This window comes from Bacillus sp. NS1, from assembly GCF_058248265.1.
Genome location: NZ_JBZAZF010000003.1, coordinates 22,785 through 37,581 on the forward strand (window position 1 = coordinate 22,785; position 14,797 = coordinate 37,581).

The 14,797-nt window shown below is 44.9% G+C and carries 19 protein-coding genes; 14 read left to right on the forward strand and 5 right to left on the reverse strand.

The window, feature by feature from the left end; genetic code table 11:
• Window positions 1-27 precede the first annotated feature (27 nt).
• The 7 genes from menB to mntD all read left to right on the forward strand — a co-directional run bounded on the left by menB (window position 28) and on the right by mntD (window position 7,670).
• Window positions 28-846 carry a 1,4-dihydroxy-2-naphthoyl-CoA synthase gene (gene menB / locus AC4CV5_RS10565; protein WP_003219322.1) on the forward strand — a complete coding sequence of 273 codons (819 nt, stop codon included), beginning with the start codon at window positions 28-30 and terminating at the stop codon, window positions 844-846.
• Between the two features lie 90 nt (window positions 847-936).
• A complete protein-coding gene (locus AC4CV5_RS10570; protein ID WP_166849312.1) occupies window positions 937-2,397 on the forward strand; it encodes an o-succinylbenzoate--CoA ligase in 1,461 nt (486 codons plus the stop codon).
• Entirely contained in the window at window positions 2,394-3,509 is a 1,116-nt protein-coding gene (gene menC, locus AC4CV5_RS10575) for an o-succinylbenzoate synthase (RefSeq protein ID WP_326221168.1), read from the forward strand. Before AC4CV5_RS10570 ends, menC begins: the two co-directional genes overlap by 4 nt.
• Before the next feature lie 280 nt (window positions 3,510-3,789).
• Window positions 3,790-4,710, forward strand: coding sequence for a manganese ABC transporter substrate-binding protein/adhesin MntA (gene mntA, locus AC4CV5_RS10580; protein ID WP_166849318.1), 921 nt, complete (start codon window positions 3,790-3,792; stop codon window positions 4,708-4,710).
• Window positions 4,711-4,727: 17 nt separating this feature from the next.
• Window positions 4,728-5,480, forward strand: a complete 753-nt coding sequence (mntB, locus tag AC4CV5_RS10585) for a manganese ABC transporter ATP-binding protein MntB (protein WP_222143392.1) — start codon at window positions 4,728-4,730, stop codon at window positions 5,478-5,480.
• A 5-nt stretch (window positions 5,481-5,485) separates the two neighbouring features.
• Window positions 5,486-6,793 carry an iron chelate uptake ABC transporter family permease subunit gene (locus AC4CV5_RS10590; RefSeq protein ID WP_373923835.1) on the forward strand — a complete coding sequence of 436 codons (1,308 nt, stop codon included), beginning with the start codon at window positions 5,486-5,488 and terminating at the stop codon, window positions 6,791-6,793.
• A complete protein-coding gene (gene mntD / locus AC4CV5_RS10595; RefSeq protein WP_490922728.1) occupies window positions 6,783-7,670 on the forward strand; it encodes a manganese ABC transporter permease MntD in 888 nt (295 codons plus the stop codon). Before AC4CV5_RS10590 ends, mntD begins: the two co-directional genes overlap by 11 nt.
• A gap of 18 nt (window positions 7,671-7,688) precedes the next feature.
• On the opposite strand, the gene AC4CV5_RS10600 is transcribed toward mntD, so the two are convergent.
• The 3 genes from AC4CV5_RS10600 to AC4CV5_RS10610 are packed head-to-tail and all read right to left on the reverse strand — an operon-like array spanning window position 7,689 to window position 10,315.
• A complete protein-coding gene (locus tag AC4CV5_RS10600; protein WP_003219337.1) occupies window positions 7,689-7,847 on the reverse strand; it encodes a DUF1540 domain-containing protein in 159 nt (52 codons plus the stop codon).
• Between the two features lie 53 nt (window positions 7,848-7,900).
• On the reverse strand, window positions 7,901-8,941 hold the full coding sequence (locus AC4CV5_RS10605) for a cytochrome d ubiquinol oxidase subunit II (RefSeq protein WP_248602124.1): 1,041 nt from the start codon (window positions 8,939-8,941) through the stop codon (window positions 7,901-7,903).
• Between the two features lie 42 nt (window positions 8,942-8,983).
• Window positions 8,984-10,315 (reverse strand): cytochrome ubiquinol oxidase subunit I, encoded by a 1,332-nt coding sequence (locus AC4CV5_RS10610; RefSeq protein ID WP_248602123.1) that lies wholly within the window; start codon window positions 10,313-10,315, stop codon window positions 8,984-8,986.
• Window positions 10,316-10,520: 205 nt separating this feature from the next.
• On the opposite strand from AC4CV5_RS10610, the gene AC4CV5_RS10615 reads away from it, so the two are divergent.
• Together AC4CV5_RS10615 and AC4CV5_RS10620 are read left to right on the forward strand one after the other, a co-directional pair.
• Entirely contained in the window at window positions 10,521-10,769 is a 249-nt protein-coding gene (locus AC4CV5_RS10615) for a type B 50S ribosomal protein L31 (protein WP_003219346.1), read from the forward strand.
• A 118-nt stretch (window positions 10,770-10,887) separates the two neighbouring features.
• The gene (locus tag AC4CV5_RS10620) at window positions 10,888-11,451 is read left to right on the forward strand and encodes a beta-class carbonic anhydrase (protein ID WP_166849337.1); all 564 of its coding nucleotides are present in this window, start codon (window positions 10,888-10,890) and stop codon (window positions 11,449-11,451) included.
• Here AC4CV5_RS10620 and yidD read toward each other — a convergent pair.
• Window positions 11,448-11,675 carry a membrane protein insertion efficiency factor YidD gene (yidD, locus tag AC4CV5_RS10625; RefSeq protein ID WP_222143388.1) on the reverse strand — a complete coding sequence of 76 codons (228 nt, stop codon included), beginning with the start codon at window positions 11,673-11,675 and terminating at the stop codon, window positions 11,448-11,450. The two genes, AC4CV5_RS10620 and yidD, sit on opposite strands and share 4 nt — an antisense overlap.
• A gap of 127 nt (window positions 11,676-11,802) precedes the next feature.
• Here yidD and AC4CV5_RS10630 point away from each other — a divergent pair, with 127 nt between their 5' ends.
• Entirely contained in the window at window positions 11,803-12,276 is a 474-nt protein-coding gene (locus tag AC4CV5_RS10630; protein WP_014114882.1) for an S-ribosylhomocysteine lyase, read from the forward strand.
• A gap of 119 nt (window positions 12,277-12,395) precedes the next feature.
• The gene (locus AC4CV5_RS10635; protein WP_166849339.1) at window positions 12,396-12,836 is read left to right on the forward strand and encodes a FixH family protein; all 441 of its coding nucleotides are present in this window, start codon (window positions 12,396-12,398) and stop codon (window positions 12,834-12,836) included.
• Here the strand turns inward: AC4CV5_RS10635 and ytzI are convergent.
• On the reverse strand, window positions 12,830-12,970 hold the full coding sequence (gene ytzI / locus AC4CV5_RS10640; protein ID WP_102702955.1) for a YtzI protein: 141 nt from the start codon (window positions 12,968-12,970) through the stop codon (window positions 12,830-12,832). The two genes, AC4CV5_RS10635 and ytzI, sit on opposite strands and share 7 nt — an antisense overlap.
• 130 nt (window positions 12,971-13,100) lie before the next feature.
• Here ytzI and AC4CV5_RS10645 point away from each other — a divergent pair, with 130 nt between their 5' ends.
• The 3 genes from AC4CV5_RS10645 to ytkD all read left to right on the forward strand — a co-directional run bounded on the left by AC4CV5_RS10645 (window position 13,101) and on the right by ytkD (window position 14,795).
• Window positions 13,101-13,538: a Dps family protein gene (locus AC4CV5_RS10645; RefSeq protein ID WP_069840179.1), complete on the forward strand. Its 438-nt coding sequence runs from the start codon at window positions 13,101-13,103 to the stop codon at window positions 13,536-13,538.
• Window positions 13,539-13,703: 165 nt separating this feature from the next.
• Window positions 13,704-14,108 (forward strand): phage holin family protein, encoded by a 405-nt coding sequence (locus tag AC4CV5_RS10650; RefSeq protein WP_166849342.1) that lies wholly within the window; start codon window positions 13,704-13,706, stop codon window positions 14,106-14,108.
• Between the two features lie 210 nt (window positions 14,109-14,318).
• Window positions 14,319-14,795, forward strand: a complete 477-nt coding sequence (gene ytkD / locus AC4CV5_RS10655; RefSeq protein WP_166849345.1) for an RNA deprotection pyrophosphohydrolase — start codon at window positions 14,319-14,321, stop codon at window positions 14,793-14,795.
• Window positions 14,796-14,797: the final 2 nt, after the last annotated feature.

Below are 14,797 nucleotides of genomic sequence, written 5' to 3' on the forward strand. Positions count from 1 at the left end.
ACATAGAGAATAAAAGGAGGTCATCATATGGCTGCAGAATGGAAAACAAAACGGACATACGATGAAATATTGTACGAAACGTATAATGGTATTGCAAAAATAACAATCAACCGCCCTGAGGTACATAACGCGTTTACCCCTAAAACGGTTGCTGAAATGATTGATGCGTTTGCTGACGCGAGAGACGATCAAAACGTTGGAGTTATCGTGCTTGCCGGTGCCGGAGACAAAGCATTTTGTTCAGGCGGAGACCAAAAAGTGCGCGGCCACGGCGGATATGTAGGAGACGACCAGATTCCGCGTCTAAATGTACTGGATCTTCAGCGTTTAATCCGTGTCATTCCAAAACCGGTTGTCGCAATGGTGTCCGGGTATGCGATCGGCGGAGGCCATGTGCTTCACATCGTATGTGACTTGACAATCGCTGCCGACAACGCGATTTTCGGACAAACAGGCCCTAAAGTGGGAAGCTTTGACGCTGGTTATGGTTCTGGCTACCTGGCTCGAATCGTAGGACATAAAAAAGCCCGTGAAATCTGGTATCTGTGCCGTCAGTACAACGCACAGGAAGCGCTTGACATGGGTCTTGTCAACACAGTCGTTCCTTTGGAACAACTTGAAGAAGAAACGATTAAATGGTGTGAAGAAATGCTTGAAAAAAGCCCAACCGCACTTCGTTTTCTTAAAGCTGCGTTTAACGCGGACACAGACGGACTTGCTGGAATTCAGCAGTTTGCAGGGGATGCCACCCTTCTTTACTACACAACTGATGAAGCAAAAGAAGGCCGTGATTCCTTTAAGGAAAAACGCAAACCTGATTTCGGACAGTTCCCTCGTTTCCCGTGATCAGCAATACTTAGTAAACAAACAGCTTGAGACTTTGCGGTCCAAGCTGTTTTCTTTTCAATACAGACATTTTACCTCGGAGATGATGACATGCTGACAGAACAGCCTAACTGGCTCATGCAGCGGGCACAGCTGACACCTGAGAGAATCGCTCTCATCTATGGAGACCAAACCGTGACCTTTGCAGAATTGTTTGCTGCGTCTAAGCGAATGGCGGCGCAGCTTGCTGCTCATTCGGTTCGGAAAGGAGATACTGCGGCTATTTTGCTCCAAAACCGTGCAGAAATGGTATACGCCGTTCATGCTTGTTTTTTGCTTGGTGTTAAGGCGGTGCTTCTGAATACGAAGCTGTCAACACATGAAAGGCTGTTTCAACTGAAGGATTCCGGCGCCCGCTTTTTACTGACAGATTCAAACGTTGACAAGCAAGATTATGAGCAAACCGTTCAAACCATTGATGTGGACGAACTGATGAAAGAAGCCGCAGAGGAAATTGAGATCCAAGCTTATATGCAATTGGATCAAACGGCAACGCTGATGTATACGTCGGGTACGACTGGCAAGCCCAAGGGAGTTCAGCAAACGTTCGGAAACCATTATTTCAGTGCGGTGTCATCCGCGCTTAATTTGGGTATAACAGAACAAGACCGCTGGCTTATCGCATTGCCGCTCTTTCACATAAGTGGATTGTCCGCGCTATTTAAATCTGTGATCTATGGAATGACTGTCGTGCTTCACCAGCGTTTTTCAGTAAGCGATGTGCTGGATTCTATCAACAGGTATCAAGTGACAATGATATCTGCGGTGCAGACAATGCTGGCCAGTCTTTTGGAAGAAACAAGCCGCTGTCCTGAATCCATCAGGTGCATTCTGCTCGGCGGAGGTCCTGCACCGCTGCCATTACTGGAGGAGTGCCGTGAGAAAGGATTCCCTGTTTTTCAGTCATACGGAATGACAGAGACATGCTCACAAATTGTTACCCTGGCGCCGGAATTCAGTATGGAAAAGCTCGGATCTGCAGGTAAACCGCTGTTTTCATGCGAAATCAAAATAGAGCGGGACGGACAGGTGTGTGAACCGTTTGAACACGGTGAAATCATGGTCAAAGGCCCGAATGTGATGAAAAGCTATTTTAACCGGGAGAGCGCAAACGAAGCCTCCTTTCAAAATGGCTGGCTGAAAACAGGTGATCTTGGGTATTTGGACAGCGAAGGCTTTTTATATGTACTGGACAGACGTTCAGATTTGATCATATCAGGCGGAGAAAACATTTATCCAGCTGAAGTGGAGTCAGTGCTGCTTTCACACCCTTCTGTAGCCGAAGCCGGTGTTTCAGGGGCAGAGGACAAAAAATGGGGGAAAGTGCCCCACGCCTATCTTGTCCTTCACAAGCCTGTGAGCGCAGAAGAATTGACCGCCTACTGCAAAGAACGCTTGGCGAAGTATAAAATTCCGGCAAAATTCTTTGTACTGGACAGCCTGCCGCGCAATGCGTCTAATAAGCTCATGCGAAATCAGCTGAAGGATGCGCGTAAAGGAGAACTGCTATGATCGAAATAGAGAAAATTACGCTTTACCATTTGAGCATGAATTTAAAGAAACCATTCAAAAACAGTATTGAAACGCTTCAGGAGCGTAAATTTCTGATCGTGGAAGCTATTGATACATCCGGTGTCACAGGCTGGGGAGAAGTGTCTGCGTTCTCTTCGCCTTGGTACACCGAGGAAACCATTGGAACATGTTTGCACATGTTAAAGGATTTTTTTATTCCCAATGTTGTGGGACGTGAATTCAATCACCCTTCCGACGTGCCGGACAGTCTCGCGCGCTATAAAGGAAATCGGATGGCAAAAGCAGGACTTGAATCGGCCGTCTGGGATATCTATGCGAAAAAGAAGGGCATACCCCTCGCCGAGGCATTGGGCGGGACAAGAGATAAAGTGCCTGCTGGGGTTGTTGTCGGCCTGGCGCCTCTTGACGATATGCTGAAGGAAATTGAGAGCTATCAAAAAGAAGGATATCAAAGAATAAAAATAAAAATTCAGCCGGGGCAGGATGTGGAATTGGTCAAGGCCATTCGCAGCCGATTCCCAAACATCCCGCTCATGGCCGATGCTAATTCCTCCTATGAGCTGAAGGATATCAGCCGCTTAAAGGAGCTTGACGAGTACCATTTAATGATGATTGAGCAGCCGCTCCAAGCTGATGACATCGTTGACCACCGCCACTTGCAGAAACATTTAAACACGGCCATTTGCCTTGATGAAAGCATTTGTTCAGCTGATGATGCAAGACGGGCGATTGAGCTCGGAAGCTGCAAAATCATTAATATTAAACCTTCACGTGTCGGCGGTTTAACAGAAGCCTTAAAAATTCATGATTTATGCAGAGAGCATCATATGCAGGTTTGGTGCGGCGGAATGCTGGAAACAGGCATTTCCCGAGCCCAAAACGTGGCGCTTGCTTCACTGCCGCAATTCACAATACCTGGTGATATTTCATCATCTTCGCGTTATTGGGATGAAGATATTGTAACCCCTGATATCCGTATTGATAATGGATTTATATCTGTGTCGAAACAGCCTGGTTTAGGGGTTGAAGTGAATCAGGACATTATGAGAAAATATGTGACCAAAATGGATGTTTTCACACAGCATGGATAAGAAAAAAGCATTTTGCCATTTTGAGAGAATGTCAGTGTGCTGTTATAGTAAAAGCGTTCATTGAATACATTCCTTCTCGTTTGGACCGGCTGCTAACCCAGCCGGTTTTTTTATGCAATTGTTGCTTGACAAATGTGGACAAACGCGATATTTTTGCACAAGGGAAACTTTTTGTCCTATATAAATAAAATATGCTTTTAGCTAATTTAATGTCACATGTCTAAGAAATAAAAACATAAGATAATACAATCAGACATTGGTGGCAAAGAGGAGGGAATATATGAAACAGGGACTGATGGCAGCAATGCTTTTTGCCTGCTTTGCTTTAACGGGATGTGGTACGGATTCAGCTGGAAAAAGCGCCGATCACCGGTTACAGGTAACGGCAACAACATCCCAAGTTGCCAATGCAGCCGAAAACATTGGAGGGAAGCATGTAAAAGTCACCTCTTTAATGGGACCGGGGGTTGATCCGCATCTTTACAAAGCATCACAAGGTGATACGAAAAAATTAATGTCAGCCGATGTTGTGTTGTACAGCGGATTGCATTTGGAAGGGAAAATGGAGGACGTTCTCCAAAAAATAGGCGAACAAAAACAAACAGCGGCTGTCGCTGAGGCCATACCTAAAAGCAAGCTTATTTCTGCCGGAGAAGGCAAGACGTTTGATCCGCACGTTTGGTTTAGCATTCCGCTATGGATCTATGCAGTGGATGAAATCGAAGCGCAATTCAGCAAAGCGATGCCTGAGCATGCGGATGATTTTAAGAAAAATGCCAAAGAGTACAAAGAAGATTTGCAATATTTAGATAAGTGGTCGCGTCAGGAGATCGCACATATTCCGGAGAAAAGCCGTGTGCTTGTTACAGCTCACGATGCCTTTGCGTATTTTGGAAAAGAGTATGGTTTTCAGGTGGAAGGCCTGCAAGGACTCAGCACAGATTCGGATTACGGATTGAAGGATGTTCAGGAGCTGGTCGATCTCCTGACAGAAAAACAAATAAAAGCTGTTTTTGTAGAAAGCAGCGTATCTGAAAAATCAATAAATGCGGTGGTGGAGGGGGCTAAAGAAAAAGGCCATACAGTCACAATCGGCGGTCAGCTCTATTCGGATGCCATGGGCGAAAAGGGCACAAAAGAAGGCACCTACGAAGGAATGTTCCGCCACAATATCAACACAATTACTAAAGCGCTTAAATAAAGAAAAGAGGTGAAGGTATGTTCCCTGTTGAGCTTGATAATGTGACGGTCGCTTATCATAAAAAGCCTGTTCTGCAGGAAATTTCGCTGCAGGTGCCTGAAGGAAAACTGATTGGCATTATCGGTCCAAACGGCGCGGGAAAATCAACCTTGATCAAAACCATTCTCGGTCTTGTGCCCTGCGCTTCAGGAGACATCTCTATTTACGGCAAAGACTATAAAGATCAGCGGACAAGAATCGGATACGTACCGCAGCGCGGCTCGGTTGACTGGGATTTTCCCACAAACGCGCTCGATGTGGTGCTGATGGGAAGGTATGGCCGTATCGGTTTATTGAAAAGGCCCAAAAAAGCCGATGTGGATATGGCGAAGGCTGCTTTAGAAAAAGTCGGGATGCTTGATTATGCGAAAAGGCAGATCAGCCAGCTGTCAGGAGGCCAGCAGCAGCGGGTGTTTCTTGCCCGGGCGCTATGCCAGGACGCCGACATTTATTTTATGGATGAACCGTTTGCCGGCGTTGATGCAGCGACGGAGCGGGCAATTATGACGCTTTTAGCGGAACTCAAAGAAAAAGGAAAAACAGTGCTTGTCGTCCACCATGACCTGCAGACCGCCGAGGATTATTTTGATTGGATCCTACTGCTTCATCTAAGAATAATCGCTTTCGGACCGGCGGAAAACGTTTTTACGATCGAAAACCTGCAAAAAACGTATGGAGGAAGGCTGACGTTTCTAAAAGATAAAGTGCTGGCAGAAGGACATAAGGGGTGAGCGCATTGTTTGAAAGTTTGTGGCTGCAGCTCCAGCATCCGAATACACAGTGGGTGCTGGCGGGTACGCTTTTGCTCGGGGCGGCAAGCGGTGTTTTGGGCAGTTTTGTGCTGCTGAGAAAGCAAAGTTTAATTGGTGATGCGATGGCCCACTCAGCTCTGCCGGGAGTGTGTCTCGCTTTTTTGTTAACCGGGCAAAAATCACTGTCTTTCTTTTTGCTGGGGGCAGCGCTTGCCGGGCTGCTCGGAACGTGGTGTATTCAACTGATTCCGCGGCTTTCAAAAACAAAAGAGGATTCTGCAATCGGGATTGTTCTCTCTGTGTTTTTTGGCGTCGGGATCATACTGCTGACATATATTCAGCAGCAGGGAACGGGAAGCCAAAGCGGGCTTGATTCTTTTTTGTTCGGCCAGGCCGCTTCGTTGGTCAGGGCGGATATCATTTTGATTGCCGGAATATCTGCTGTTCTATTACTCCTTTCCATGGTTTTCTTTAAGGAGTTTACGTTGATAACTTTCGATCTCGCGTTTGCAAAGGGATTGGGACTGCCGGTGCGTTTTTTAAACGGGCTTTTGGCTTGCCTTATCGTCTGTGCTGTCGTCATCGGGCTTCAGACAGTTGGTGTAATATTAATGGCGGCTATGCTGATTACGCCTGCCATAGCTGCAAGGTATTGGACCGAACGATTAACCGGAATGATAGTCATTGCCGGGGTCACAGGCGGGGTCAGCGGCGTGGCTGGAACCTTGCTGAGCACGACGATGAAGGGAATGGCGACAGGACCATTGATGATCTTATCAGCAACGATGATCTTTTTATTTTCAATGATTTGCGCGCCTAAGCGGGGATTGGCTGCAAAAGCAATAAGGCTGATCAGGCTGCGGCGCAAAACAAGCCGGGAGCAGGTGCTGCTGACGATTTATGAGCAGTATGAAAAGAACGATCTTTATGTAACAGCTGAAAATGTAAGGAAAAAAAGGCGGCTATCCCCTTCATTATTCCATAAGGTATTGAATGACTTGGAAAAAGAGAAGTGCATCGTGCGTGTTGAAAATGGGATTTGGCAAATGACACGCACTGGGATAGAAAAAGGCTATCACATGGCTTTGAAGCATCGGATGTATGAAATGTACCTGATGCACGAAATGGAGCTTGCGAATATAGAAATTGACCAGGATCATTTTGACCCGGATCGTTTGCCTGGGGAAACAAGAGCGCGGCTTTTTTCACTCTTAAAGCTGTATGGCCGGATGCCTGAGCTTCAGAAGACGGCCCCCGATGCCGAGAAGGGACAGATCGTAAATGAGTTTTGAAGCATGGATTATAGCGACCGGTGTATTAGTCGGTGTAAGCTGCGCGTTGATTGGCACATTTCTCGTGTTAAGAAAAATGGCGATGCTGGCCGACGCGATCAGCCATACAGTGTTGCTTGGCATTGTCGGTGCTTTTCTTGTGACAGGAAGTCTTGATGGGATTCCTATGTTTATCGGCGCGGCTGTATCTGGACTGTTAACGGCATTTTTGGTTCAGCTTCTCCACAGCAAGGGGGTTCAATCAGATGCCGCCATAGGGGTTGTTTTTACATCCTTATTTGCGGTCGGTGTCATTTTGCTTTCTGTGTACGGAGCGAATGTTCATCTTGATATTGAGCACTCGTTAATGGGAGAAATCGCTTTTGTGCCGTGGAATACGATGACGGTATTCGGAATTGATATTGGGCCGAAAGCGTTTTGGATGCTGGCATCTGTTTTGGTTTTAAATGTATTGTTGATCAGTGTGTGCTATAAGGAGTTCAAAATCGCTTCGTTTGACCCGCAAATGGCTTTAGCTCTAGGAATACCGGTTTTGCTGATTCATTATGTGCAAATGGGCATGCTGTCGCTGACCACCGTTGCTTCTTTTGATTCGGTTGGTGCTGTATTGGTTGTAGCCATGCTGATTGTCCCGCCTGCTGCGGCTCATTTGCTGACAGACCGGCTGCTTTATATGCTGATTATCAGTGCGGTGATTGGAGGGCTGTCGGCGGTTATGGGCTATTTCTTCGCAACGTGGCTCAATGTTTCGATTTCCGGAGCAATGGCGGCCATGACAGGTGTATGTTATGCTGGCGCCTTTTTGTTTTCACCTGCAAACGGGGTCGTGACTAAAAAGCTGAGAACACTGAACATGCAAAAAGAAAGAGCTGGCTGATGCAGCTCTTTCTTTTGATTACAAATCATGCGGCTTAAACGTTTTGCAGTCCGTTTCCTGGCTGTTTTCAGCCGTTTCACCAGTATGGCTGACAACATAAATGGCATCAGCGGTGCATTTGTTTCCTTTGCCCCAATAAGAACAGTTGTTGACTTCGCATAGAATTTTCTGCTCCATGCCATCCCCTCCTCATAAAGGTTCTGGCTTAGTATAGCCGGTGGGCTTGCCCTCTATTCCTCCTGACGGATATACCGTTTATCTCGCATAAACATTTTCCAGAAGAAATAGAAGCCAGGAAAGAGAATGATAAATGCAACGATATACGTGGCAAACAGCGCTCTGAACGTTGCTGGCTCAGTAAAGCCTGACATGACTGTCACATCGGGATAAATCATATACGGGAGATGCGCCCGCCCGTACGCGTAACTTGCCAAAAAGTACTGGATCGCAATCGCAACAAGTGCAAGCCGCGGCTTTCCGATGTTTTGGCCAAAGCTCTTGTTAGGCAGAAAAAGAGCGATTCCCGCAATGACAAATGTAATGAATGATGCAATAATCCAAGAGAAATCATTCATCATTCCGCTGTACAGCCAGTTTGCTTCATTCCGCATTGTCAGCATAATGCATACAGCAAACAGGAGTGAAATCGGGCCGGTAATTAAGGCGCTTTTTCTGTAGGCGCGGTACGCATCCTGTTCCTCCGCCACATTTGAAAAATCAGCAAGCAGCAGTGAGGACAAAAACAAAGTGCTTAAAATCGCAAATCCGATAAATGAATAGGCATTGGGGCTTGAAAAGATTTTAGACATGTTCAAGTTGTAGATTCCATCCGTTTTTTCTATAAACCCTCCATGTGTCACAGGAAGCACTAAAATTAAAATAGCAGGAATGATAAAGCCGGAGATGCCGGAAATATATCTTAGCATTTTCCGCTCTTTTGCTGTGTTTGAAAAAACGAGAAATCCGCTTCGGATCGCTAAAAACAGTAAAATCATACTGCCGGGAATTAATAAAACGGTTCCGAGCACAAATGTCGCGCCAGGAAAAAAGCTGAAAAGCGCCACGACGATGGCCACAATAAAGACGTTTGTGACCTCCCAAGTCGGGGACAGAAAGCGGTTCGCAATATCGGTGGCCTTCATACGCTCCTTATTTAAATAGATCATAGACCAAAATCCCGCTCCAAAATCCATTGTCGCCATGACGGCGTAAATAAACACAAAGCCCCAGATAATTGAGATGGCGATCAGAGCGTCAGTTGAGATGTCCATTTGTCGATCTTCCTTCCATTTGGTTTCCTGTTTGCGGAGCCATTACGACTCCGCTGTATTTAAATCTTCTTCAACCGGGTGCTTGCGGAAATAGTACAGAAGCACATAGACGACAGCTGCGCCTAATACGGCGTAAACAAATGTGAAAAATAAGAAGAGCACCCCGATCGAGCCAGTCGTTGTTACGACATCTGACGTTTTCAAGAGATGATAGATGACCCAAGGCTGCCTCCCTGTACAGGCGAAAATCCAGCCGAATTCAATGCCGATGAGACTAAAAGGGCCTGCTGTCATGAAAATGACCAAAAGCCACGTTGGGAAGCGGTCTTTCTTGAGCACCTTTTTCCAGACCACACCGATAATGGAATAAAGGATAAGCAGCATTCCTACACCGACCATCGCATTAAACAGCGTGTGAATGAAGAGCGGCGGCCACTCATCTCTAGGAAATGCATTTAATCCCTTTACGACAGTATCAAAGCGGTTCGCTGCCAGAAAACTTAACGCCCATGGAATCTCGATGGCCCACTTTACTTTCTCTTCATTCGGGTCGGTAAAACCGCCGATAGCAAGAGGGGCGTGAGATCTTGTTTCAAACAAGCCTTCGGCGCCGGCTAATTTTTCGGGCTGATATTCGTACAGCATTTGTGCAGATTCGTGCCCGTTCAAAGCGGTCAGCAGTGAAAAAATACCGCCGATCGTCAGTGCGAGCAAAAGGGCTTTCCGGTGAAAGCGATAGACCTTTTCCTTTTTTCTCGACCGAATCATTTTATATGCAGCAACAGAAGCAACGATAAACGCTCCCGTCATAAATGCGGATAAAACAACATGGCCTGCGGTGATAAAAAAGCTTGGATTGAAGAACGCAGCCCACGGATCAACATCTGTAATTTTCCCGTTTAAAATTTTAAAACCGGCCGGCGTACCTTCAAATGCATGGACATTCGTGATCAGAACAGCCGACGCTGCAGCCCCGACTAACACAAAGAATACGGCAACAATCCTCATTGCCGGTGACAAGCGGTCTGCGGCGTATACATAGATCGACATGAAAAGGGCTTCAACAAAAAAAGCGTAGATTTCAATTTGAAACGGCAGGGACATGACCCGGCCGATGACTTCCATAAAACCCGGCCATAAAAGCGCGAGCTGAGTGCCCGCAATAGTCCCGGTCGGTATGGCGACCCCCAGCAAAACGGCTTGTGCTTTCGTCCATCTTTTCGCCATGATCGCGTAATGGTCATCTTTCGTTTTTTGATAAATCAATTCCGCCACTAAAATCATGAGCGGCAGACCCACTCCAAGCGTTGCGAAAATGATATGAAAGCCCATTGTCGTGCCAAAAAGGCTTCTGGCCAAAACTAAATCATCCACAATCGTAAACCACCTTTCTAAAAAGACGTTCTGTATGTATTTTGGGTTTATTATTTGCTTCCTCGGTTAGATTATTCTTCCTATTCTTAAATGCAATGAGGTTTACAATGCGAAAACGCAGGGAAGGATGTAAGGAGATTGACAAAACGTTTGTGAGGATATAAAATAAAACGTAATTATTACGATTTGAAGAAAGGAGATACACATGAAAGAAGGAATTCATCCAAAGAACCACAAAGTCATCTTTCAGGATGTCAACAGCGGCTACCGTTTTCTCAGCACCTCTACTAAAACATCTAATGAAACAGCAGAGTGGGAAGACGGCAACACATATCCGGTCATTAAAGTAGAGGTCAGCTCTGACACGCATCCGTTTTATACCGGGCGCCAGAAATTCAATGAAAAGGGCGGAAGAGTCGAGCAGTTCAAAAAACGATATAATATGGGAAAATAAGGCAGACCTTGAGGGTTTGTCTTTTTTTCTTACCCAGTTTCATTTTGATAAGATGACGAAAAGACAGATGCTGTGATATATTGAAGAGAAAAAAGACAAGGAAGGAATACAACTAGCTATGAGCCTGCTAAATGATATTCTTGAATTTAACAAGACTTTTACTGAAAAAAAGGAATACGAAAAGTATCAAACATCAAAATTTCCTGATAAAAAAATGGCGATTCTTTCTTGCATGGATACTCGTTTGGTTGAATTGCTGCCGCATTCGATGAATCTGCGAAACGGTGATGTGAAAATCATTAAAAGTGCCGGTGCGCTTGTGACACACCCATTCGGAAGCATCATGAGAAGTTTGCTCGTCGCAGTGTATGAGCTGAACGCCGATGAGGTATGTGTGATCGGGCATTACGATTGCGGCATGAGCAAAATCAGCAGCGAAAGCATGCTTAACAGAATCAAAGAAAGAGGAATTCCGGAAGAACGCATCGAAACATTAAAGTATTCCGGTGTTGACTTTGATCAATGGTTTAAAAGCTTTGATTCAGTGGAAGCAAGTGTGAAAGACAGCGTAAAAGTCATTAAACATCATCCGCTGTTTCCGGAAAATGTTCCTGTCCATGGTCTAGTCATTGATCCTGAAACAGGAAAACTGGATCTTGTCGTAAACGGCTATAACGCTTAATGTTTTCGTTTCTTTTCAGGAACGGGATCGACTCCTCCCGGATGGAACGGATGGCATTTCAAAATCCGTTTGATTGTCAGCAAGCTGCCTTTTAAAGCCCCATGTGTTTTAATCGCTTCGATTCCATATTGGGAGCAAGTCGGATAAAAGCGGCATGTTGGCGGCGTCAAGGGTGAGATGAATTTTTGATATCCTCTGATCAGAGCGATAAATAGGGTTTTCATATGTCTTCAGCAACCTTTCTGATGCAAGTATAAGAAAAAAAACGCAGATTGAAAAGTTATTCGATAATCCTTATCGGAAAGGTATGTTATAATGAATGTACATTTTTAAAAAGAGGAGAGTGCCATTATGCCTTCAGTAGAAAGTTTTGAGCTAGATCATAATGCGGTTGTTGCTCCATATGTAAGACATTGCGGCGTGCATAAAGTAGGAACAGACGGCGTTGTAAATAAATTTGATATTCGTTTTTGCCAGCCAAATAAACAGGCGATGAAGCCTGACACCATTCACACACTTGAGCATTTGCTCGCGTTTACGATTCGTTCTCACGCTGAGAAATATGATCATTTTGATATCATTGATATTTCTCCAATGGGCTGCCAAACAGGCTATTATCTTGTGGTGAGCGGAGAGCCGACACCAGCGGAAATCGTTGATCTGCTAGAAGACACAATGAAGGAAGCTGTAGAGATTACCGAAATTCCGGCTGCGAATGAAAAGCAGTGCGGCCAAGCGAAGCTTCATGATCTGGAAGGCGCTAAACGTTTAATGCGCTTCTGGCTGTCACAGGATAAAGAAGAATTGCTGAAAGTATTTGGCTAAACAGAAAGGGACCTTTTTGCGCTTATGCAAAAAGGTCTTTTTTGTGACGTATCATCTTTTATGTACCATTTGCTGTAAGCGTTTGCTACTATTTAGGTAAACGATGAAAGGGTGATGGCATGAAAAAGATGTTAGTTGTTCTGCTTTTTTCTGCTCTTTTGCTTAATGGATGCGGATCAGGTGAAAGCAAAGCAAATTCTGCAGCTGAGACACCTGAGGTATTGGATGTCAAGCTGACCGGCCCTGAAAAAGTAAATCCCGGTGAAAACGTAGCATATGAAGCAGCGGTATCATATGGTGACGAAGCGGTGACGGATGCTGATGAAGTAGAGTTTGAAGTGTGGAAAGAAGGAGAAAAAGACGCCAGCCACATGTTTAAAGCAAAGCAAGAAAAAGGCGTATACCGATTGGAAACAACGTTTAAGGAAGATGGTGTATACACTGTCCAATCCCATGTCACAGCAAAAAAACAGCATAGCATGCCGACCTTGAAAGTCCAAGTCGGTGACGCCGATGCTGCCAGCAATCAGTCTGAAGATGAGCATTCACACAATCATTGATTTTTTGACTCAGAACGAGTTTCTTGCGGAGGATCAATGGTGTGCTTTACATTATAGGCTTTCACAGTCGTCCAAATGGTGACAAACAAAACAGCCAGCACAATCAAAATACTTACCGTAATGAGAAGCGTCATGACATTCCACCTCCCGTTTTTTAACAATTGTAGCATAGTAAAAGATGTCGTGACAGATAAGGGTAAAAAAGAGGTTTTAACGTACGATATAAAGGGTATACATAGTCATATAACAAGGAGGAAGATAATCATGTCAGAACAATTGATTCAAGCAGTGAACAAACAAGTAGCTAACTGGACAGTCATGTATGTGAAACTACATAATTATCACTGGTATGTGAAAGGGAAAGATTTCTTCACTCTTCATGAAAAGTTTGAGGAGCTGTATAACGAAACGGCAACTTATATTGACGACTTAGCAGAACGTCTTTTGGCGCTGGACGGAAAACCGATTGCGACAATGAAGGAATCCTTGGAGACGGCTTCTGTAAAAGAAGCGGCAGGAAATGAAACAGCTGAACAAATGGTTCAAAGCGTATATGATGATTTCACAGTTATCGCGGAAGAGCTGAAAAATGGCATGGATTTAGCTGATGAAGTCGGTGACGAAACAACAGGGGACATGCTTCTTGCGATCCATCAGAATATTGAAAAACACAACTGGATGCTGAAAGCTTACCTGGGTTAGATCCAAAAAAGAAAGGCCGGATGTCTTATAAAAGACGTCCGGCTTTTGATTTTGCATCCGAAAAAATAGGCGACAACCAGTCCATTTTTCTGAAAAATCCAATCCGTTCGGCTTGTTTTCCATAGAATATCGTAAGGCCGTTTCTGTGAAAGGATGTTGGGAAAAATGGATAGAGACTTTGGCATCTTTTCGTTTTTAGCAGTCAGCGTTTCAGCAGCGGGGTTTTTCTTCGGAGGTTTTCAGTATTCATTTCTGATTTTGCTCTCTCTTATGGCAATTGAATTTACCAGTACGACCTTGAAGGAAACGATTATTCACAAACTGGCGTTTAAAAAGGTATTTGCCCGGCTTGTCAAAAAATTAGTCACGTTGTCTCTGATCTCTGTATGCCACTTTTTTGATCAGCTGCTGAATACACAGGGGTCAATTCGTGACTTGGCTATTATGTTTTATATTCTTTATGAATCTGTGCAAATTGTAGTGACAGCCAGCTCTCTCGGCATACCGGTTCCTCAGATGCTTGTCGATCTTTTGGAAACGTTAAAAAATAAATTCAAGCGCAAACCGTAACTTTTACCTGTTCACGGGTCATAATAAAGCCCAGAGCGTCAGTCGCACATTCTGGCAAAAGGCACGGCAAAAACTGTACGAGCTGGTCTGCATGCTTTAGACCTTGATGGCGTGCTGGGTTTCCCTTATTTTTTGATAAAAGGCTTCCGATGAAACATAACTGTGGTATGATGTATGGAAGATAGCTAGGAACGGATTTGAGGGATAAACATGTACGAGTTTAAAGATTATTATCACAATACTGTTCAGCTTTCCTTTGACGATCAGCCTTTCTCGGACAGTCCGAAGCACGTCTGGGTGATTTGCCGTTTTGGCGGCAAATGGCTTTTAACAGAACATGAGGACAGGGGCTATGAGTTTCCAGGCGGGAAAGTAGAGCCGATGGAGTGCGCAGAAGAGGCGGCGCTCCGGGAAGTAAAGGAAGAGACGGGTGCAAGAGTGAAAAGCCTCAAGTACCTCGGACAGTATAAAGTTCTCGGTAAAGAAAAAGTGATTGTAAAAAATATATATTTTGCAGATATAGAAAAGCTTGAAAAGCAAGCTGATTACTTTGAAACGAAAGGCCCGGTTTTGTTTCATGAGCTTCCGGAGAACCTTTCCCGCAATAAAAAGTTCAGCTTTATTATGAAGGATTCCGTTCTTCCGATCAGTTTGAAAAAACTGAAAGAAGCTGGATGGATCGAATAAAA